15 protein-coding genes are annotated in these 19,710 nt (G+C 68.2%); 10 read left to right on the forward strand and 5 right to left on the reverse strand.

Features of this window, described 5'->3' with window-relative positions:
• The first annotated feature begins 105 nt into the window (after nucleotides 1-105).
• The 7 genes from ACU0DV_RS16870 (at nucleotide 106) to glmM (ending at nucleotide 10,535) form a co-directional block, all read left to right on the forward strand.
• Entirely contained in the window at nucleotides 106-966 is an 861-nt protein-coding gene (locus ACU0DV_RS16870) for a DUF1206 domain-containing protein (RefSeq protein ID WP_100927124.1), read from the forward strand.
• A 119-nt stretch (nucleotides 967-1,085) separates the two neighbouring features.
• Entirely contained in the window at nucleotides 1,086-3,308 is a 2,223-nt protein-coding gene (gene glyS / locus ACU0DV_RS16875) for a glycine--tRNA ligase subunit beta (RefSeq protein ID WP_446242812.1), read from the forward strand.
• Nucleotides 3,309-3,582: 274 nt separating this feature from the next.
• Complete coding sequence (locus ACU0DV_RS16880; protein WP_254698452.1) at nucleotides 3,583-6,093, forward strand: putative PEP-binding protein; 2,511 nt, start codon at nucleotides 3,583-3,585, stop codon at nucleotides 6,091-6,093.
• Nucleotides 6,094-6,395: 302 nt separating this feature from the next.
• A complete protein-coding gene (locus ACU0DV_RS16885; protein ID WP_100927127.1) occupies nucleotides 6,396-7,034 on the forward strand; it encodes a cell wall hydrolase in 639 nt (212 codons plus the stop codon).
• A gap of 139 nt (nucleotides 7,035-7,173) precedes the next feature.
• Complete coding sequence (locus tag ACU0DV_RS16890; protein ID WP_446243153.1) at nucleotides 7,174-8,112, forward strand: dihydroneopterin aldolase; 939 nt, start codon at nucleotides 7,174-7,176, stop codon at nucleotides 8,110-8,112.
• A gap of 51 nt (nucleotides 8,113-8,163) precedes the next feature.
• Entirely contained in the window at nucleotides 8,164-9,183 is a 1,020-nt protein-coding gene (folP, locus tag ACU0DV_RS16895) for a dihydropteroate synthase (RefSeq protein WP_446243152.1), read from the forward strand.
• Complete coding sequence (gene glmM / locus ACU0DV_RS16900; protein ID WP_100927130.1) at nucleotides 9,180-10,535, forward strand: phosphoglucosamine mutase; 1,356 nt, start codon at nucleotides 9,180-9,182, stop codon at nucleotides 10,533-10,535. The genes folP and glmM overlap by 4 nt, the downstream gene beginning before the upstream one ends.
• 16 nt (nucleotides 10,536-10,551) lie before the next feature.
• Here glmM and ACU0DV_RS16905 read toward each other — a convergent pair whose 3' ends face one another.
• The 5 genes from ACU0DV_RS16905 to ACU0DV_RS16925 form a co-directional block, all read right to left on the reverse strand.
• The gene (locus tag ACU0DV_RS16905; protein WP_446243151.1) at nucleotides 10,552-11,085 is read right to left on the reverse strand and encodes a DUF2937 family protein; all 534 of its coding nucleotides are present in this window, start codon (nucleotides 11,083-11,085) and stop codon (nucleotides 10,552-10,554) included.
• Between the two features lie 133 nt (nucleotides 11,086-11,218).
• The gene (gene proS, locus ACU0DV_RS16910) at nucleotides 11,219-12,556 is read right to left on the reverse strand and encodes a proline--tRNA ligase (protein WP_446243150.1); all 1,338 of its coding nucleotides are present in this window, start codon (nucleotides 12,554-12,556) and stop codon (nucleotides 11,219-11,221) included.
• Between the two features lie 139 nt (nucleotides 12,557-12,695).
• Nucleotides 12,696-13,613, reverse strand: coding sequence for an AEC family transporter (locus tag ACU0DV_RS16915; RefSeq protein ID WP_446243149.1), 918 nt, complete (start codon nucleotides 13,611-13,613; stop codon nucleotides 12,696-12,698).
• Between the two features lie 157 nt (nucleotides 13,614-13,770).
• Nucleotides 13,771-13,941, reverse strand: a complete 171-nt coding sequence (locus ACU0DV_RS16920) for a hypothetical protein (RefSeq protein ID WP_446243148.1) — start codon at nucleotides 13,939-13,941, stop codon at nucleotides 13,771-13,773.
• Nucleotides 13,942-14,197: 256 nt separating this feature from the next.
• Nucleotides 14,198-15,019: a helix-turn-helix transcriptional regulator gene (locus ACU0DV_RS16925; RefSeq protein WP_446243147.1), complete on the reverse strand. Its 822-nt coding sequence runs from the start codon at nucleotides 15,017-15,019 to the stop codon at nucleotides 14,198-14,200.
• A gap of 126 nt (nucleotides 15,020-15,145) precedes the next feature.
• Here ACU0DV_RS16925 and ACU0DV_RS16930 point away from each other — a divergent pair, with 126 nt between their 5' ends.
• The 3 genes from ACU0DV_RS16930 (at nucleotide 15,146) to ACU0DV_RS16940 (ending at nucleotide 19,314) form a co-directional block, all read left to right on the forward strand.
• Nucleotides 15,146-16,303: an AI-2E family transporter gene (locus tag ACU0DV_RS16930; protein WP_283982930.1), complete on the forward strand. Its 1,158-nt coding sequence runs from the start codon at nucleotides 15,146-15,148 to the stop codon at nucleotides 16,301-16,303.
• On the forward strand, nucleotides 16,300-17,001 hold the full coding sequence (locus ACU0DV_RS16935) for an HdaA/DnaA family protein (RefSeq protein WP_283982929.1): 702 nt from the start codon (nucleotides 16,300-16,302) through the stop codon (nucleotides 16,999-17,001). Before ACU0DV_RS16930 ends, ACU0DV_RS16935 begins: the two co-directional genes overlap by 4 nt.
• Nucleotides 17,002-17,139: 138 nt before the next feature.
• Nucleotides 17,140-19,314, forward strand: a complete 2,175-nt coding sequence (locus ACU0DV_RS16940) for an RNA degradosome polyphosphate kinase (protein ID WP_100927136.1) — start codon at nucleotides 17,140-17,142, stop codon at nucleotides 19,312-19,314.
• Nucleotides 19,315-19,710 lie beyond the last annotated feature (396 nt).

The following is a 19,710-nucleotide window of genomic DNA, read 5'->3' on the forward strand; positions in this document are numbered from 1 at the left end:
CGGATCGCCGCGCGGAAAGTGCGGCGAAACCCGGGCCTGCCACAACTTCCACGGAACTTTATCGCCCTGCCAAGCGCTCTCCCTGCAACAAAGGAGAGATCGACCATGTCCGAAAAAGCCCCCGCCTGGGTTCCGCCCGTCATGCGCACCGGATATTTCGCGCGCGCCGCCGTCTACGTGGTCGTGGGCGGTCTGGCCCTCATGGCCGCGGTGAAGGGGGGCGAGGCGCAGGGCACCACCGACGCGCTCGCCGACCTGCGCGGACAGGCCTGGGGCGTGGCCGCGCTCTGGGCGATCGCCGTGGGTCTCTGGGCCTATCTCGCCTGGCGGCTGGTCGACGCCTGGATGGACCTGGAGGATTACGGCACCGACGCGAAGGGCATGATCGCCCGCGCGGGGCTTGTCGTCACCGGCCTGATCCACGGCGCCATCGGCGTCTCGGTCGCGGCGACCGCCATGGGCGGCAGCGGCGGCGGCGAAGGCGGCACGCAGTCGATGACCCAGAAGCTGATGACCATGCCGTTCGGACCGTGGCTCGTGGGGGCCGTCGGCCTCGCCACGCTGGGCGCAGGCATCTACTACATGCACAAGGGCTGGGCCGAAAAGTACAAGGAACACATCCGCGTCACGCCGACCGCCCGCAAGCTCGACCCGGTCTGCAAGTTCGGCTGCATCGCGCAGGGCGTGGTGATCTCGCTCATCGGCATCTCGATCATCGTGGCGGCGATGACCACCAATCCGAGCGAGGCCGGCGGCGTGGGCGACGCCCTGCACCAGCTCCGCTCCATGGCCTACGGGCGCATCCTTCTGGGCATCGTGGCGCTTGGCCTCCTGGCCTTCGCCGTCGAGAACGCCGTTGAAGGCTGGTACCGCGTGCTGCCGCGCTACGAGGGCAAGGACGTCATGACCCTCGCCCGCCGCGCCAAGCTGAAAGCCGAGGGCAAGCTCAACGAAGCCACAGCCTGACCCCGCCCGGGTCGCAGGCGGCACCGTCTCCGCTTGCGACCCCCTGCTTGGCCCGCTAGACACCGCTGCAACGACGAAGCCCGTGCCGCCAAGGCGCGGGCCAAAGCTGTGGTGAGACGATGCCCGACCTTCTGATCGAACTCTTTTCCGAGGAAATCCCGGCGCGCATGCAGGCGCGGGCGGCCGAAGACCTGAAGAAGATGATGACCGACGGTCTGGTCGAGGCCGGTCTGACCTATGCCTCCGCCGCGGCCTTCCACACGCCGCGCCGCCTCTGCCTGACGGTCGAGGGGCTGACCGCCGAAAGCCCCACCCTGAAGGAAGAGCGCCGCGGCCCGAAGGTCGGCGCGCCGGACAAGGCGCTCGAAGGCTTCATGCGCGGCGCGGGCGTCACCCGCGACCAGCTCGAGGAGCGCGAGGACAAGAAGGGCGCGTTCTATTACGCCACCGTCATCACCCCGGGCCGCAAGGCCGAGGCCATCGTGGCCGAGCAGCTCGAAAAGACCGTGCGCGGCTTTCCCTGGCCCAAGTCGATGCGCTGGGGCGCGGGCAGCCTGCGCTGGGTCCGCCCCCTGCACCGCATCCTCTGCGTGATGCGCGACGAGGGTGGCGAACACGTGGTGGACCTGGAGATCGACGGCATCCGCGCCGGCCGCACCACGGAGGGCCACCGCTTCATGGGCGGCGCGCCGTTCGAGGTCACCTCCTTCGACGATTACGCCGCCAAGCTGAAGCGCGCGCATGTGATCCTTTCCGCCGGGGAACGTGCCGAGCACATCTGGAACGACGCCACCAACATGGCCTTTGCCCAGGGCCTCGAAGTGGTCGAGGACAAGGGCCTTCTGGCGGAGGTCGCGGGCCTCGTGGAATGGCCGTTCGTGCTTATGGGCGACATCGCCGACACCTTCCTCGGGCTGCCGCCGGAGGTGCTGCAGACCTCCATGAAGGAACACCAGAAGTTCTTTTCCGTGAAGAACCCCGCCACCGGCCGGATCGAGAAGTTCGTCACCGTCGCCAACATCGAGACGGCGGACAACGGCGCCACCATCCTTGCGGGCAACCAGAAGGTGCTGGCCGCCCGCCTGTCGGATGCGAAGTTCTTCTGGGAGAACGACCTGCGCGTGGCGAAGGACGAGGGCCTGACCGCCTGGACCAACCGGCTGGAGAACGTGACCTTCCACAACAAGCTGGGCAGCCAGAAGGCCCGGATCGAACGGATCGCCGCGCTGGCCCGTGCCCTCGCCCCGAAGGTGAATGCAGAAGCCGACCAGGCCCAGCTTGCAGCGGAGGTCGCCAAGGCCGACCTGTCTTCGGAAATGGTCTATGAGTTCCCCGAGCTTCAGGGCCTGATGGGCCGTTACTACGCGGAGGCAGCCGGCCTGCCCGCCGATGTCGCCGCCGCCTGCCAGGAACATTACTCGCCGCTGGGTCCGTCCGACGACGTGCCCACCGCCCCCACCTCCGTCGCCGTGGCGCTGGCCGACAAGCTGGACACGCTGACCGGCTTCTGGGCCATCGACGAGAAGCCCACCGGGTCCAAGGACCCCTACGCCCTGCGCCGCGCCGCGCTGGGGGTGATCCGGCTGGTGCTGGTGAACGGGTTGCGGCTGCACCTCGACCGGTTCATCGACGCGCAACTGCTGCGCCACAAGATTGCGCCGTCAAACACGCAAGACAGCGAACTCAGCGATACGCTCCTTTCGGAGATCGCGTTGCACGGCGTCTTCGGTTCGGCCGTGCGCACGTTGCTCGAGTCCCGCAAGGAAGAGGCGCCGGAGTGGGTCGAAGCCATCGAGAACCACAAACCTGATGTGTCCGACGACCTCCTCTCCTTCATCCACGACCGCCTGAAGGTCCACCTGCGCGGCGAGGGCATTCCGCATGACGTCATCGACGCCTGCCTTGCCATGCCGAACAGCGACGACCTCACCCTGCTGGTGAAGCGCGCCGAGGCGCTGGCCGCGGTCATGCAGACCGAGGACGGCAGGAACCTCGTGCAGGGCTTCAAGCGGGCCAACAACATCCTCACGCAGGCCGAGGAAAAGGACGGCGTCGAGTATTCCTTCGGCGCGGACGTGAAGTTCGCCGAGACCGACGAGGAACGCGCGCTGTTCGAGGCGCTCGATGCTGCCGACACCAAGATCGCCCCGGCGATGCAGGCGGAGGATTTCACCGCCGCGATGGAGGCCATGGCCACGCTGCGGGCGCCCATCGACGCCTTCTTTGACGCAGTGCAGGTCAACTCCGACAATTCCGTGGTGCGCCGCAACCGCCTGAACCTGCTGAGCCGCATCCGCCAGACCTGCCTGCAGGTGGCCGACCTGACGAAGATCGAGGGCTGAGGCCCGCCCCCGCCTGCCTGTCGCCCCCTGGCCGGGGCCTGGCTGGAGGGGGGACCGGGGGGAGGCAGCGCCTCTCCCCGGCGGATCGCCTTGCGCAGGCAAGGCGAGACCACCCGTCAGAACGACGCGGCGTCACGCATTCCCGCCCGCGACGACAGCCCATCTTGTCATATGACTGTCACTCCGTATTCTGCGCGCATCCAAGACAGGTGCTGCAGTGCAGAAAGCGTTCTCCGAAAACCCTGACGTCACGCTCATCACTCCGAGCGCGCCGATGGCGACGCCCACGCATGGCGGGCGGGCGAAGTGCCTGCAGCGGCTCGTGCGGCTCGACCTGCCGGTGCCGCGCACCGTGGCCCTGTCCTTTGCCGAGGTGCACCGCATCGCCGCCGGGCAGATGCCGGACATGGCCGCGCTGCTGGCGCACTTCGACCCCGACGCGCTTCTGTGCGTGCGGCCCTCGTCGGAGGATCCCGACTGGGGCGGTCCCGGCGCGGTCCTGAACATCGGCATGAACGACGCGCGCTACGTGGCGCTGACGGAAAGTATCGGGCACGATGCCTCTGCCTCGCTCTACATGCGGTTCGTGCAGGGCTACGCGATCCACGTCGCGCGGCTCGACCCCGACCTCTTCGACGAGATCGAGGATGTGGGACAGGCCGGACTCTCTGCCGCGCTCGCCGCCTACGAGGAGGAGGCCGAAGAGGTCTTCCCCCAGGACCCGGCGGTGCAGTTGCGGGAGGTCCTGCGCTCCATGGCGCGGGCGTGGGAGGGCACGACCGCCCGGCTGCTGCGGCAGGCCAAGGGCGCGCCGGTGGACGCGGGCCTTGGCCTTGTGGTGCAGGAGATGGCGCCGGGTCTGGGCAAGGGCGAATGCGGGTCGGGCGTGCTGCAGCTGGTCGATTCGGATACCGGGCTGCCGCAGATCACCGGACGTTACCTAAGCCAGAGCCAGGGCCGCGAGGCGCTGAAGCACCGCAACACCAGCCTGTTTCTCGAAAAGGACCCGCGCGGCCCCTCGCTGGAAGAGCTGGCGCCGGAGGCCTTCCACCAGCTCAAGGCCAACGCCGAGCTGATGCGCCGCAAGCTGCGCGCCGAGATGCAGATCGAGTTCACCATCCAGAACGGACAGGTCCACATCCTCGACGGGATGCGCGTCCAGCGGTCGTCGCGGGCGGCGGTGCGGATCGCGGTGCGGCTGGTGGAGGACGGGATCATCACGCCGCAGGAGGCGGTGATGCGGATCGAGCCGGGCGCGATCTCGGAACTGTTGCACCGGCAGGTGGCGCCGGGCGCCGACCGTCGGGTGATCGGGCGCGGCATCGCCGCCTCGCCCGGGGCCGCGACGGGCCGGATCGTCTTCTCCTCGGCGGAGGCGATGGCCTGCACCTCGCGCGGGGAGACCTGCATCCTTGTCCGGCGCGAGACATCGCCCGAGGACATCCGGGGCATGCACGCCGCCGTGGCCGTGCTGACGGAGCGCGGCGGCATGACCTCGCACGCCGCGGTGATCGGGCGCGGGCTGGGCCTGCCCTGCGTGGTGGGCGCGGCGCGGATGAAGATCGACCTGCAGCGCAAGACGATCCTCGCCGAGGACGGCCGCACCTTCCGCGAGGGCGACATCGTCACGCTGGACGGCACCGCGGGCGAGGTGCTGGAGGGCAGCCCCGACATGGTGGAGGCCGCGCTCGACGATGCGTTCCAGACGCTGATGGGCTGGGCCGACGAGGCGCGCGACATCGGCGTCCGCGCCAATGCCGACACGCCCGCCGACGCGGCGACCGCGCGGCGCTTCATGGCGCAGGGGATCGGCCTGTGCCGGACCGAGCACATGTTCTTCGAAGCCGACCGCATCACGCCGATGCGGGAGATGATCTTTGCCGATGCGACGGAGGACCGGCAGGCGGCGCTTGCCATCCTGCTTCCGATGCAACGTGCCGACTTTACAGAGCTTTTCCGCATCATGGAGGGGTTGCCGGTGTGCATCCGGCTGTTCGATCCGCCGCTGCACGAGTTCCTGCCGACCGACCGCGCGGGGCTGCGCGACCTGGCGGAGGCGCTGGACCTGCCCGTGTCGGACGTGACGCGGCGGGTGGAGTCGATGGGCGAGTACAACCCCATGCTGGGCCTGCGCGGCGTGCGGCTGGGGATCACCGTGCCGGAGATCTACGACATGCAGGCGCGCGCGATCTTCGAGGCGACGCTCGACGCCTCGCGCGAGGGGGCGCCGGTGGTGCCGGAGATCATGCTGCCGCTGGTCAGCGCGAACCGCGAGGTGGAGCTGCTGCGTTCGCGCATCGACGCGGTCGCCGCCGAGGTCCGGGCGGAGCGCGGGCGCGATTTCACCTACCGGCTGGGCGTGATGGTGGAGACGCCGCGCGCCTGCCTGCGCGCCGACGAGATCGCCCCGCACTGCCAGTTCCTGTCCTTCGGCACCAACGACCTGACGCAGATGACCTACGGACTGTCGCGCGACGACGCGGGCCGCTTCATGGGCGATTACGTGCAGCAGGGCGTGTTCAGCGAGGACCCCTTCCACGTGCTCGACCTCGACGGTGTGGGCGAGCTGGTGGCCATCGGCGTGGAGCGCGGCCGCTCGTCCAACCCCGGTGTCACCCTGTCGATCTGCGGCGAGCACGGCGGCAACCCGGAATCAATCGCCTTCTGCCGCGCGGTGGGGATGACCTATGTCAGCTGTTCGCCCTTCCGGGTGCCGGTCGCACGGCTGGCCGCGGCACAATTTGCACTTTCCGCCCAAGGTGTGCGCAAACCTCCGCGCATGTGACACATGGGGGCTTGCCCGCCTTCCTGAACCCTCCCCGACGTAAAGCAACCTTAACACGAGTCGCCCAAGGTTTATGGGGGCTTACCCCGAGTCGCCCGGCGCTCGTCGCGCAGGCGATGCGGTCGCGGAATTTGCAAGACGGCCTGCGACAAAAGCGGTGGACAAGTCGCAGATCGGCCGCAACTGGCGGCAAGAATCCGCGTCTCCGGATCGCGATGTTTACGAATTTCGGGAAATTGGCTACGTACCGCGCCGTCCCGGCATGGATCGGGGCCACGTTCCCGTAAAAAGAGACCGCCGCGATGATCCGTGCCTTCCGTGCTGCCGCCCTGATCGGCCTGGCAATTGCTTCGACCATTTCCGCCCCGGCCCATGCCGATGCCGTCCTCAAGGCAAAGACGCTTGTCTCGCTCGAGACCAAGGCGCTGGCCCGGGCGCGCAACGGCCACCTGGAGAAACTGGTCACGCCGGTCGCCGGCGCGCAGGGCGCGGGCGGCATCACCTACTCCAACGACTGGCTGGCGCGTCAGCCGATCATCTCGACCGGCGGCGCGGAATGGCAATGCCTGTCGGAGGCGCTGTACTTCGAAGCCCGCGGCGAAAGCGTGCAGGGCCTGTTCGCGGTGGCCGAGGTCATCATGAACCGCGTGTCCTCGCCGCGCTTCCCGGGATCGGTCTGCGGCGTGGTGAAACAGGGCACCGGCAAGAAATACGGCTGCCAGTTCACCTACACCTGCGACGGCAACCCCGAGCGCATCAACGAGCCCGCCGCGTGGAACCGGGTCGGCAAGGTGGCGCAGGTCATGCTGAACGGCGCGCCGCGCACGCTGACTCAGGGGGCTACCTACTACCACACCAACGCCGTGCGCCCGAAGTGGTCGCGCACCTTCATGAAGACGGCCAACATCGGCCAGCACATCTTCTACCGCAATCCGCGCTGAGCGGCGGCACTTCCCCGCCCGTCGACTACCGTCAACAGCCGTGCAGGATGCCGCCACAGGTCGGCGTTTGCCGCTTTCGGCCTGCCATCCCCGCGGAATGGGCCCTATAGGTGGGCCCCACCACCAATCGGGAGTCGACATGGCCTCTGAAGTCCGCCTTGCCTTTGCCCATCCGTCCGAGCGCGCCATTGCGACCGCAGGCGACGCGCCGCGCGACCGCATTTCCCTTCGCGACCATATCGTCGAGGCGGAGATCGGCGCCTTTCAGGCGGAGCGCGGCATCACGCAGCGGCTGCGGTTCAACGTGGTGGTCGAGGTCGCGCCCTTCACCGGCACCATCGACGACGACGTGGACCGTATCCTGTCCTACGACCGGGTGACGGAGGCGATTGCCCACGAACTTGCCGCCGAACGGCTGAACCTGCTTGAGACGCTGGCGGAACGCATTTCCGAACGCATCCTGCTGGAGCCGCAGGCGCTGCGCGCCTTCGTCCGGATCGAGAAGCTGGACCGCGGGCCCGGCGCGCTTGGCGTCGAGATCGTGCGCGCCCGCAAGGACGTGGCAGCCCACCTCGATGCGCTGGCCGAGGACGCGGCCTCGGCCCGGCCGCATCCGCGCGTGGTCTACCTGTCGAACGACGCCATCGCGCACCCCGACCTGGGGCGCTGGATCGACGATCTCGTGGCGGACGGGGCGCCGGTGATCCTGACCACAGGGCTGCCCGCCGAGGCACCGCTGGAAACCGGGCACAGGATGACCCAGCGCCGGGTCGACCTGCTGGCGATCGAGCAGAACGCCTGGCGGCTGGCGGCGCGGGACCTGCGCTGCAAGGTGGTCTCGACCCGCACCGAGCTGGACTGGGCGATGAAGAACGGCCAGACCTGCGTCTGGGCGCCGTCGAAGATCGTGCTGGATGCCACCGAACCGCCGAAGGGCTCGCCCCGCGATGCGGTCGCCCTGTCTGCCTGGTTTGCGGGCGAGATCGAGGCCGCCGAGCTGCTGGTTGTCGGCGAAAGCCTGCCGGAAACCGCGCCCGTGCCGTTGCGCAGGGTAGAGACCGGCGCACCGCTGCTGTGACACCCGCCCCACGATCTTGCAAAGGGCGCCGGATCGGGTAGTGAGGGCGGCATGAGCAGATCCTACTACAGGCCACTCGTCCGGTTCGACGCGCCGGAGCCGGAGGGACACAGTCTTCCTGTCGCCGGCGGTCCGGGCTGGTTCGACCAGGCGGTGAAGTACGACCGTGGCCAGGCGCCCCGGACCGTGCCGCTGGAGGCGGTGCCGCAGGAGTGGCGCGACCGCATCAGTGCGCCGCGCGCGCCCGTCGCCGGGGTCGCGATGGACCGCTGCAGGGTCATGGGCATCCTCAACGTCACCCCCGACAGCTTTTCCGATGGCGGGCAGTACCAGTCCTCTGCCGCCGCGCTGAACCATGCGCGGGCGCTGGTGAAGAAAGGGGCCGACATCCTCGACGTGGGCGGCGAAAGCACGCGCCCCGGCGCAAGGACCGTCCCGCGCGAGGCCGAGATCGCCCGCGTCGAGCCGGTGATCCGCGCCATCGCGAGCGAAATCGCGGCGCCGGTTTCCATCGACACGCGCAAGTCGGTCGTGGCAGAGGCGGCGGTCGATGCGGGGGCGCGGCTGGTCAACGACATCTCGGGCTTCGTATACGATCCGATGCTGGCGCGCTTCTGCACCGAGCGGAACCTGCCGGTCTGCGTCATGCACATGATGGGCGAGCCGGAGACGATGCAGGACGATCCGAAGTTCGAGGACGTGCTGCTGGACGTCTACGATTTCCTCGAACGGCAGATCCTGAAGCTCGAAGACCTCGGGATGCCGCGCAGCAACATCGTGGTCGATCCGGGGATCGGCTTTGGCAAGCTCATGCATCACAACCTCGCGCTTCTGGCGAACGTGTCGCTCTATCACGGGCTTGGCTGTCCGATCCTGGTGGGGGCGTCGCGCAAGGGGTTCGTGGGCAAGCTCACCGGGGTCGAGAAGGCCGCCGAGCGCATGCCCGGTTCGGTCGCCTGTGCGCTGGCCGTGGCAGCGCAGGGCGTGCAGATCGTCCGGGTTCACGACGTGGCAGAGACGGCGCAGGCGCTGACGATGCTGCGGGCCATACAAGGGAGAGGCAAGACATGAGCCGCAAGTTGTTCGGCACCGACGGGGTGCGAGGCAAGGCCAACACCTATCCGATGACCGTCGAGCTGGCGGTGGCGCTTGGCGCCGCGGTGGGCCGCCACTTCCGCAACGAACACGGCGGGGTGCACCGCGTGGTGATCGGCAAGGACACCCGCCTGTCGGGCTACATGTTCGAGAACGCGCTGACCGCGGGCCTGACCTCGACGGGCATGAACGTGCTGCTGCTGGGGCCGGTGCCGACACCTGCCGTGGGGCTGCTGACGACCTCCATGCGCGCCGACCTCGGGATCATGATTTCCGCCAGCCACAATCCGGCGGACGACAACGGCATCAAGTTCTTCGGCCCCGACGGGTTCAAGCTGTCCGACGCGGTCGAGGCAGAGATCGAGGGGCTGGTCGAGGGCGGCGTGCACGGAGCGCAGCCGCAGAACATCGGCCGGGCGAAGCGCATCGACGACGGTCGCTTCCGCTACCAGGAGCGGGTGAAGAGCACCCTGCCCTCCGGCCTGAGGCTCGACGGGATCAAGGTGGTCGTGGATTGCGCGAACGGCGCCGCCTACAAGACCGCGCCCGAGGTCCTGTGGGAGCTGGGCGCAGACGTGGTGCCGCTGGGCACAAGCCCCAACGGCCTGAACATCAACGCCAAATGCGGCTCCACCCATCCGGAGGCGGCGGCGGAGGCGGTCGTGGCACATGGCGCGGACGTCGGACTGTGCCTCGACGGCGACGCCGACCGGATCATCCTGATCGACGAGACCGGATCGGTGGTCGACGGCGACCAGATCATGGCGCTGCTGGCAGACCGCTGGGCGCAGGAAGACCGTCTGAAGGGCGGCGCGCTGGTGGCGACGGTGATGTCGAACCTCGGGCTGGAACGGTTCCTCTACGGGCGCGGCCTGCGGCTGGAGCGGACGGCGGTGGGCGACCGCTACGTGGTGGAACGGATGCGCGCGGGGGGCTTCAACCTTGGCGGCGAGCAGTCGGGCCACATCGTGATGACCGACTATGCCACCACGGGCGACGGGCTGATGGCGGGCCTGCAGTTCCTGGCGGAGATGGTCCGCGCCGGGCGCCGCGCCTCGGAACTGACGCGCAGCTTTGCGCCGGTGCCGCAGCTGCTGAAGAACGTGCGTTTCGGGCCGGGTGTGGCGCCGCTCGAGTCAGAGAAAGTGCAGGCGGTGATCCGCGACGCGGAGGCACGGCTGACCGGCAAGGGCCGGCTTTTGATCCGCAAGTCGGGGACGGAGCCGCTGATCCGCGTGATGGCCGAATGCGAGGACGACGCCCTGCTGCTGGCGGTGGTCGACGGCATCGTGGCAGAGGTCGAGGCGGTGGCGCAGGCAGAAGCCTGAACCGGGGCGCGTCCCCTCAGCCATACCCGCGGCGGGTCATCCGGCGCGGGCGGAAAGGCGCCCGTGCCGTGGCCCAGAGCCGCGCGAGGAACCCGAAGAGCAGGCTGAGACCCAGCCAGCCCGCGAAGAACCCCGTTCCCGCAAAGACAGCGCCTTCGAAGGTCGCCGGCACCGCCGGTTTGAAGACCTCGAAGGCGCGTTCCGCGATTTCCCTGTCGCCCATGTAGCTGGCGAGCCGCGCGCGCATGAAGGGGCCTGCGCCCTCCAGCGTGGTCAGCGCCTCTGTCAGGCGGTCGTGGCGGGCGATGTCCTCAACCATGTTGCCGGCCTGCGTCCGGGCCAGCGGCCCTTCGACGGCAAGCTGGCGGAGGTAGTCGTCCAGCGTCATGTCGACCGCCTGCGCGTCAGCCTCGTAACGGTCGATCTGGCGGGCGAGTTCGTCCACCGTGCCGCCGAGGCGCTGCATGTATTGCTGTGAAAATTCGGGGAACTGCGAAGCGCCCACCGCGCCCGTCAAGCCGCCCGCGAGTGCCAGTGCCCGCCCAATCATTGCCTCTGCTCCTGCCGTTTTTTACGGCCAGCATAAGGCGGCCCGCCGCGCCGCATCAAGCGGGTCGGCAGTGAGAGGCGCACAGGGGTTGCAGGGAGAGCGCAGGCCCGGCATGCGGGCCTGCACGCAATAGTCAGTGGTTGGCGTAGATCTGGCGGATGCGCTCGACCGCCTGCTCGGGCGGCATCTCCTCGCTCTCGCCTGTACGGCGGGAGGTCAGTTCGACCACGCCGTTCTTCAGCCCGCGCGGGCCGACGGTGATCCGCCACGGCAGGCCGATCAGGTCCATGGTGGCGAACTTGCCCCCTGCCCGTTCGTTGGTGTCGTCGTAGAGCGGCTCAAGCCCGGATTTCACCAGGTCGAGGTAGATCGCCTCGCAGGCGGCGTCGGCCTCTGCGTCGCCCTGCTTGAGGTTGACGATGCCGCAATGGAAGGGCGTCACGCCTTCCGGCCAGATGATGCCCTTGTCGTCGTGCGACGCCTCGATGATCGCGCCCAGAAGGCGGCTGACGCCGATCCCGTGGGAGCCCATGTGCACCGGCACCTGCGCGCCGGACTGGTCCTGCACCACGGCGTTCATCGCATCGGAGTACTTGGTGCCGAAGTAGAAGATCTGGCCGACCTCGATACCGCGCGCAGAGCGGCGGCGCTCTTCGGGGATCTGGTTGAACAGGGCCTCGTCGTGGGTCTCGTCGGTGCGGGCGTAGCGCGAGGTGAACTCCTCCAGCACGGACTGGCATTCCTCGACGCTGTCGAAGTCGATGTCGCGCGTGCCGAACTTAAGATCGGTGATCTCGCTGTCGTAGAAGACCTCCGACTCGCCCGTCTCCGCCAGCACGAGGAATTCGTGGGTGTAATCGCCGCCGATCGGGCCGCCGTCGGCGCGCATCGGGATCGCCTGCAGGCCCATGCGTTCGTAGGTGCGCAGGTAGCTGACGAGGTGGCGGTTGTAGGCGTGCAGCGCGTCCTCCTTGGTGAGGTCGAAGTTGTAGCCGTCCTTCATCAGGAACTCGCGGCCGCGCATCACGCCGAAGCGCGGGCGGATCTCGTCGCGGAACTTCCACTGGATGTGGTAGAGCGTCAGCGGAAGGTCCTTGTAGGACCGCACGAAGCTGCGGAAGATGTCGGTGATCAGCTCTTCGTTCGTCGGCCCGTACAGCATGTCGCGGCCGTGACGGTCGGTGATGCGCAGCATCTCTTCGCCATAAGCCTCGTAACGGCCGGATTCGCGCCAGAGGTCCGCCGATTGCAGCGTCGGCATCAGAAGCGGGATGTGGCCCGCGCGCTGCTGCTCTTCGTGGACGATGTTCTCGATCTTCTTCAGGACCTTGAAGCCCAGCGGCAGCCAGGAATAGATCCCCGCCTGCGCCTGCTTGATCATGCCGGCCCGCAGCATGAGCCGGTGCGAGACGATCTGCGCCTCGGACGGGGTTTCCTTGAGGACGGGCAGGAAGTAGCGGCTGAGGCGCATCGGGTCTGGACCTTGCAAAAGAGGGTTTCCACGCGGTTTAGAGGCTCGTGCGGGGGGTTTGCAAGCCTTCTGGCGGTGCATGGCCTGCGGGTGGCGTTTGCGCAGCCCCCGTCCGGGCGAATTGACGGGCTGCGGGCGGTCAGTTGCCGCCCATCAGCCCGAAGAGCCAGACCACCAGCGGCAGGGTCAGCACGGCGGCCAGCGTCTGCGAGGTGATGATCCCCGCCATGAACGGCCCGTCGCCGCCCAGTTGCCGCGTCAGCACGTAGGCCGTGGGCGCCGTTGGAATGGCGGAGAAGATCACGAGGATCAGCGCCGACACGGGCTCGAGCCCCATGAGGAGCGCGATGATCGTGGCAAGCACCGGCATCGCCAGAAGGCGCAGCGCGCCGATCCCCGCCAGCGCCGTCATGTCCTGCCTGAGCGCCTGCGGCTGGAGGGCGGCGCCGACGCACAGCAGGCCGAGCGGCAGGCTGCCCTGGGCCAGGAGCGAGAAAAACGCGCCGGAGCCGAAGGGCAGCCCGGTCCCGGCCAGCGCCACCGCGATGCCCGCAAGGCAGGCGAGGATCAGCGGGTTGGTGAAGATCGTCCGGACCAGCCTGCGCCAGCGCCCCGTGGCCCCGCCCTCGCTGAGCGCGAGGATCGACAGGAGGTTCACCAGCGGCACGGCGATGGCGAGGTAGACCGCCGCGCGGGACAGGCCCTCGGGTCCGGCGAGGCTCGTGATCGCGGCGACGCCGAGGTAGGTGTTGAACCGCAGCACGCCCTGCAGCGCCGGGCCGAAGCGGGCGGCGGGCGCGGGTCTGAGCCAGCGCGCGAAGGCCAGCAGCGCCGCCGCGATCAGCAGGGTCAGCATGGCCGCCGCACCGAGGCGCAGCACCTCCGGGTCGCGGATCGGAGCGCGGGCAAGGCTGGAGAACAGCAGCGCCGGGAACATCACGAAATAGTTCATGCGCTCGGCCGCCGGCCAGAAGCCTTCGGCGGGAAACCCCTTGCGGGCGAGGAGGAAGCCCGCGCAGATCAGCGCGAAGAGCGGCCAGATCGTCAGGAAGAGCATCTCAGCCCTGCCCCTTGCCTGCCGTGCGTGGACCCGTCATGCCCTCTGCCCCATGGAAAAAAGAAAGCGCCATCCGCTGGGAATGGCGCAAAACCCGCATGGGGTAAAGCGTCGCCCGCCGTCCGCCGGGACAGGCGGGGCGCGCGGGACGGTCCGCTCAGCCCGTTCTGCCAGGGTGCGGCGAACGGGGGGCGCCCTCTACCGACAGTGCTCCGGCAGAGGGGGCGGAGACGGCGGCGTGGCGGCTGTCGGATTCGGCGTAACCGACGGCGGTGATGAGCGTCGACAAAGCGAGCACGAAGAAGACGAACAGGGGCGGTCTGGGCATCGAAGGCACCTATGGAACAAATGGTTTTGGCAGCAACAGGACAGATTTAAGCATGGCGGTGGCCGATGCGCCAAGCGCCCCGGGATCACGAGCAGGTGTGTGCGCGGAAGGCCGCCAGACTCCCGCGCCGGACGACCGAAAACCGCCGATCTTGGGGGAATCTCAGGGTTGAATGGAGGTCAGGATTGGCAATTAAAGAACTGTCTTTGTTTAATTTTTCAGAAAATCGCCGGACGCGCCGCCCTGCCCCTTGGCCTCACGGCGCCTCGTCCAGTTGGGTAACCCAGAGCTGGTTGAGGAAGGCGAGCTTGGCGATGGCCTGCGCTGTGGTCTCCACCCTCAGGTGGTCGCGGGCGCGCGACAGGTGGCGTTCGACGGTCGAGGCGGCCATGCCGGTGATCTGGGTGATGTCGGCCTGCGTCTTGCCGTCGGCGATCCATTGCAGGCATTCGCGCTGGCGGGGCGTCAGTTGTGCGGCGGCGACCGGCAGCGGAAGCTGGCTGAGCTTGAAATGCGCAATGTGCGTCAGGGCCAGCAGGGCGTCGCTGTGGTGCTGCCAGTGGGCATCGACCGCCTCCTGCGGCACGTCCCGCGGCGCGGCAAGGCCCATCGCCCCCTTCGAGCGCGGCGCGCCCACGGGAAAGCTGACGGTATAGCCCGCGCGGGTGCGGCCCAGCTTGTCCATGGTGCGTATCTCCTGCGCGGACAGGCGCCCGGCGGCGCGCTCCTCATGCACCCAGCCCCACGAACACGCCCCGCAGTTGTCCCTTGTCCAGCGGTAATCGGCGGATTGCAGGTAGAGCCCGGTGGTGTGGAAGGCGATCACCTGCTCAAGCGCATGGGTCGAGAGGAACATCGCATCCGCCGGGTCGCCGATGCCCGCCCCTGTGCGGTAACGCGTGTAGCCGTAATTGATGCGTTCGAACCCCATGGCGCGGGCGGCGGCGACGAAGACCGCCCAGGCGGTTTCCATGTCCGGCGCCTCCGCGATGGCGGCGACGCGGCGCACGGCCTCGGCCGCGTCGAGGGCCGGAAGCGGCGCGCATTCCGCCGCGGAAGGGCGCAGGGGGCTGGTCATGCAAAAACTGCTAGCCTGTCCCGGCGAAATTGTCAGGTGGGCATATCGGACTTGACACACCCCGCCTGCGGCCTTGAAACCGGCGTCTGCGCGGGCGATTGTGGCAGCGCAGCAAAAGGAGCGCCCATGGCCCTGCCGGTCCGAAAGCAGCTGAAATACTGGGGGATCGCCGCGGCGATCTTCGCCGTGACCCTGTGGTTCCTCGGCAATGTCCTGCTGCCCTTCGTGCTGGGCGGGGCGATTGCCTACTGTCTGGACCCGGTGGCCGACCGGCTGGAGCGGGCGGGCCTGTCGCGCGGCGCGTCGGTGGGGGTGATCACCGTCGCCGCGGTGCTGATCTTCGTGGTGCTGACGGTGGCGATCATCCCGATGCTGATCGGGCAGACCACCGCCCTGTTCGAGACCGCACCGCAGCTTTTCCGCGACCTGCAGGCCTTCCTGACGGAGAAGTTCCCGAACATGATGACCGACGGCGGCGTGGTGCAGCAGTCGCTGGCCTCGCTGGGCGAGACGATCAAGACCAAGGGGGCCGCGGTGGCCGAGACGGCGCTGGCCTCGGTCGGATCGCTCCTGAACGTGCTGATGCTGTTCCTTATCGTGCCGGTCGTTGCGGTCTACATGCTGATCGACTGGGACAACATGGTGGCTCAGATCGACAGCCTCGTGCCGCTGGATCACCGCGAGACGGTGCGCAAGCTGGCCCGCGACGTCGACAGCGTGCTGGCGGGGTTCATCCGCGGCATGGGGTCGGTGATGCTGATCCTCGGCACCTACTATGCCGTGTTGCTCTGGGCCGTGGGCCTGCAGTTCGGGCTGGTGGTGGGCGTCGTGGCCGGTTTCCTGACCTTCATCCCCTACGTGGGCGCCATCGTGGGCGGCGGCCTGGCCATCGGCCTCGCGCTGTTCCAGTTCTGGGGCGAGTGGTGGTGGATCGTCGCGGTCTGGGCGATCTTCCAGTCCGGCCAGTTCATCGAGGGCAACATCGTGACGCCGCGCCTTGTGGGCAGTTCGGTGGGACTGCACCCGGTGTGGCTGCTGCTGGCGCTGTCGGTCTTCGGCGCGCTCTTCGGCTTCATCGGGCTTCTGGTGGCGGTGCCGCTTGCCGCCGCCATGGGCGTTATCGTGCGCTTCCTCGGCGACCGTTACCGCGAATCGAAGCTGTACCTCGGGTTTGCCGGAAACGACGCAGAGTCGGTCTCGGCCACGGAGCGCGTCGGCGGTCCGGAGATGACGCAGGCGACGGCGCATCTGACCGTCAGCCAGCCGGGGCGTGACACCCGGTGACGGGATCGAAGCAACTGCCGCTTCCCCTGCCCGCGCGAGAGGCGCTCGGGCGGGAGGATTTCTTTGTCAGCGAGGCCAACGCCATGGCGGTCGCGCTGGTGGAGCGCTGGTCGGAATGGCCCGGCGCCAAGATGGTGATCTGCGGGCCGCGCGGGTCCGGCAAGACGCATCTCGCCCATGTCTGGGCAAAGCTCTCGGGCGCCCGCATCGTCGGCGCCGACACACTGGCGGAGGCGGAGATCCCCGACCTCGCCTCTGGCCCGGTCTGTGTCGAGGACGTGCCGCAGATCGCGGGCGACCGTCCGGCCGAGGAGGCGCTCTTCCACCTGCACAACCTCGTTCTGGCGCAGGGGCATTCGCTTCTCATGACGGCAGAGCGGGAGCCGACGCTCTGGCCGCTGGTGCTGCCCGACCTGAAAAGCCGGATCATGGGGGCGCAGGTGGCGCGGCTGGGGGCGCCGGACGATGCGCTTCTGACCGCGCTTCTGGCCAAGCAGTTCGCCGACCGCCAGATCACGCCGGGGCCGGAGGTGCTGTCGTATCTTACCCGGCACATGCCGCGCAGCCACGCCGCTGCCCGGGCGGTGGTGGCGGCGCTGGACGAGGCGTCGCTGGCGCACAAGAAGCGGGTCACGCGGGCCATGGCCGTCGCGGTGCTGGCGCGCATGGCCGCCACGGACGACAACGGCACCGCCTGAGCCCGCCAGCCGGGAAGACGGGTGTTTGCAGCGGCTTGCGGCCACGGCTGCGCGCGGGCAAGACTGTGGACAACAGGCGCCGGGGATCTCTGCGCCACTGTCATCAATCCGTTGCAGAACCAGAGGCATAAGCCCGTCATGACCATTGCCGACTTTCTCAAATCCCCGCTGCCGCCCGCCACCGACCTGCCCGAGCTCGACCTGCAGGGGCCGGGGCGTTACGTGAACCGGGAGCTGAGCTGGCTCGGCTTCAACTGGCGTGTGCTGGAAGAGGCCGAGAACCCGCGCGTCCCCCTGCTGGAGCGGCTGCGCTTCCTGTCGATCTCGGCCGCGAACCTCGACGAGTTCTACACCGTGCGCGTCGCCGGTCTGCGCGAGCTGGCGCACAACGGCAACACCACGCCCGCCGCCGACGGGCTGACCCCGGCCGAGCAGCTTGTCCTGATCGACGAGGACGCCCGCAACCTGATGGCAGAACAGCAGCGCGTGCTGGGTGTGCTTCAGGGCCAGATGGCGGAGGAGAACATCCACATCGTCGGGCGCGACGACCTGACGGAGGCGGATGTGAAGCACCTCGGCACCGCGTTCCTCGAACAGGTGTTCCCGGTGCTTTCGCCGCTGGCCATCGACCCCGCGCACCCCTTCCCGTTCATCGCCAACATGGGCTACTGCCTTGCGCTGCAGCTTGAACGGAACCGCGACAAGCGCCCGTTGCAGGCGCTGCTCCCGATCCCGGCGCAGATCGACCGGTTCATGACCCTGCCTTCGGAGCCGGGCCACCACCGGGTGATCTACCTCGAGGACGTGGTGCTGCTGCACATCGATTCGCTCTTCCCGCAGTACAAGGTGAAGGATCACTTCGGCTTCCGCGTGCTGCGCGACAGCGACCTCGAAGTGGAGGAAGAGGCCGAGGACCTGGTGCGCGAGTTCGAGGTCGCGCTGAAGCGGCGCCGCCGCGGCGAGGTGGTGCGCCTGACGGTCAGCGCCGGTGCGCCGAAGGCCCTGCGCGGCATCGTCATGCGCGAGTTGCACGTCGCCCCCGACGAGGTGATCGAGCTGAACGGGATGCTGGGCGTGGCCGACACCAAGGAGCTGGTGCTCGATTCCCGTCCCGACCTGCTGTGGCCCACCTTCACCCCGCGCGTGCCGGAGCGGGTGCAGGACTTCGACGGCAACATGTTCGACGCGATCAAGCAGAAGGACATGCTGCTGCACCACCCCTACGAGACCTTCGACATGGTGGTGCGCTTCCTCAACCAGGCCGCGCTCGACCCCGACGTGGTGGCGATCAAGCAGACGCTCTACCGGACGTCGAAGAACTCGCCCATCGTCGCCGCGCTTTGCGAGGCGGCAGAGGACGGCAAGTCCGTGACGGCGCTGGTCGAGCTGAAGGCGCGCTTCGACGAGGCCGCCAACATTCGACAGTCGCGGCGGCTGGAGCGGTCGGGCGCCCATGTGGTCTATGGCTTCCTCGAATGGAAGACCCACGCCAAGATCAGCCAGGTGGTGCGCCGCGAAGGCGACAAGCTGGTGACCTACACGCACTGGGGCACCGGAAACTACCACCCGATCACCGCGAAGATCTACACCGACCTGTCGTTCTTCACCTGCGATGCGGCGCTGGGGCGCGATGCGGCGAAGCTGTTCAACTACCTCTCCGGCTACGCGATGCCCGAGGGGCTGGAGAACCTGCTGATCTCGCCGCACACGCTGAAACCGGGGATGCTCGACCTGATCGAGAAAGAGATCGAGCACGCGGCGGCAGGCCGTCCGGCGGCGATCTGGCTCAAGATGAACTCGCTGATCGAACCGGACATGATCGACGCGCTCTACCGCGCGAGCCAGGGCGGCGTGAAGGTCGACTGCGTGATCCGCGGCATCTGCGGGCTGCGTCCCGGCGTGAAGGGCCTCAGCGAGAACATCCGGGTGAAATCCATCGTGGGCCGCTTCCTCGAACATTCGCGGATCGCCTGTTTCGGCAACGGCCACGGCCTGCCGCACGGCAAGAGCCGGGTGTTCATCTCGTCGGCCGACTGGATGGGGCGCAACCTGAACCGCCGGATCGAGACCGGGGTGGAGATCCGCAACGCCACGGTGAAGGCGCAGATCGTCAGCCAGATCATGGCGGCGAACCTTGCGGACACGGCGCAGAGCTGGGTGATGGAGCCGTCGGGCCGCTTTGCCCGCCATGCCGTGCCGGAGGGGGAGTTCGCGTTCAACTGCCACCGGTTCTTCATGGAGAACCCCTCGCTTTCGGGCCGCGGCTCCGCCGGGGCGAAGGACGTGCCGCAACTGACGCACACCGAGGACTGAAGGTTCAACTGTGTTAACGAAACGCGTCTCCGGCCCGGTGCCGGGGGCGGTGTCAGACGGCGGATCGTGCGCCGGGTTGACGACTCAAGACCCGGTGCGGCCCGTGTCATGGGGTTGGATGCTTAGCATTGGACAGGCTGGGGAAAGCCCCCTTCGTATCAATGACTTGCACGGACATGGTGAATCCCGGATTCATCGCTGTGTCAGCACTTGGGCAGCGCGCCACATCCCTGCCCTGAAATGACCCTTCGGGGGCCGCAAATCGTTAAATGGAGATTAATCGGCGGGGCGCATGTTGCCCCTGCACTCGACCTGAGTGGCGCGGACGTGTCGTGAGGATGCGGTCCGTAGCGTCAGAAGACGGTTCTGATGCCGGAGAAGGACACCGGCAAATCC

It is taken from the genome of Sagittula sp. (genome assembly GCF_052825245.1).

What these genes read in the sequence shown, in the direction of transcription:
- ACU0DV_RS16915 (WP_446243149.1), bottom strand. Translation starts at nt 13,613, where the DNA reads ATGCTCTTCCTGACGATCTGGCCGCTCTTCGCGCTGATCTGCGCGGGC.
- glmM (WP_100927130.1), top strand. Translation starts at nt 9,180, where the DNA reads ATGAGCCGCAAGTTGTTCGGCACCGACGGGGTGCGAGGCAAGGCCAAC.
- ACU0DV_RS16930 (WP_283982930.1), top strand. Translation starts at nt 15,146, where the DNA reads ATGGCCCTGCCGGTCCGAAAGCAGCTGAAATACTGGGGGATCGCCGCG.
- proS (WP_446243150.1), bottom strand. Translation starts at nt 12,556, where the DNA reads ATGCGCCTCAGCCGCTACTTCCTGCCCGTCCTCAAGGAAACCCCGTCC.
- ACU0DV_RS16885 (WP_100927127.1), top strand. Translation starts at nt 6,396, where the DNA reads ATGATCCGTGCCTTCCGTGCTGCCGCCCTGATCGGCCTGGCAATTGCT.
- ACU0DV_RS16940 (WP_100927136.1), top strand. Translation starts at nt 17,140, where the DNA reads ATGACCATTGCCGACTTTCTCAAATCCCCGCTGCCGCCCGCCACCGAC.
- ACU0DV_RS16880 (WP_254698452.1), top strand. Translation starts at nt 3,583, where the DNA reads ATGGCGACGCCCACGCATGGCGGGCGGGCGAAGTGCCTGCAGCGGCTC.
- ACU0DV_RS16870 (WP_100927124.1), top strand. Translation starts at nt 106, where the DNA reads ATGTCCGAAAAAGCCCCCGCCTGGGTTCCGCCCGTCATGCGCACCGGA.
- folP (WP_446243152.1), top strand. Translation starts at nt 8,164, where the DNA reads ATGAGCAGATCCTACTACAGGCCACTCGTCCGGTTCGACGCGCCGGAG.
- ACU0DV_RS16905 (WP_446243151.1), bottom strand. Translation starts at nt 11,085, where the DNA reads ATGATTGGGCGGGCACTGGCACTCGCGGGCGGCTTGACGGGCGCGGTG.
- ACU0DV_RS16890 (WP_446243153.1), top strand. Translation starts at nt 7,174, where the DNA reads ATGGCCTCTGAAGTCCGCCTTGCCTTTGCCCATCCGTCCGAGCGCGCC.
- glyS (WP_446242812.1), top strand. Translation starts at nt 1,086, where the DNA reads ATGCCCGACCTTCTGATCGAACTCTTTTCCGAGGAAATCCCGGCGCGC.
- ACU0DV_RS16920 (WP_446243148.1), bottom strand. Translation starts at nt 13,941, where the DNA reads ATGCCCAGACCGCCCCTGTTCGTCTTCTTCGTGCTCGCTTTGTCGACG.
- ACU0DV_RS16925 (WP_446243147.1), bottom strand. Translation starts at nt 15,019, where the DNA reads ATGACCAGCCCCCTGCGCCCTTCCGCGGCGGAATGCGCGCCGCTTCCG.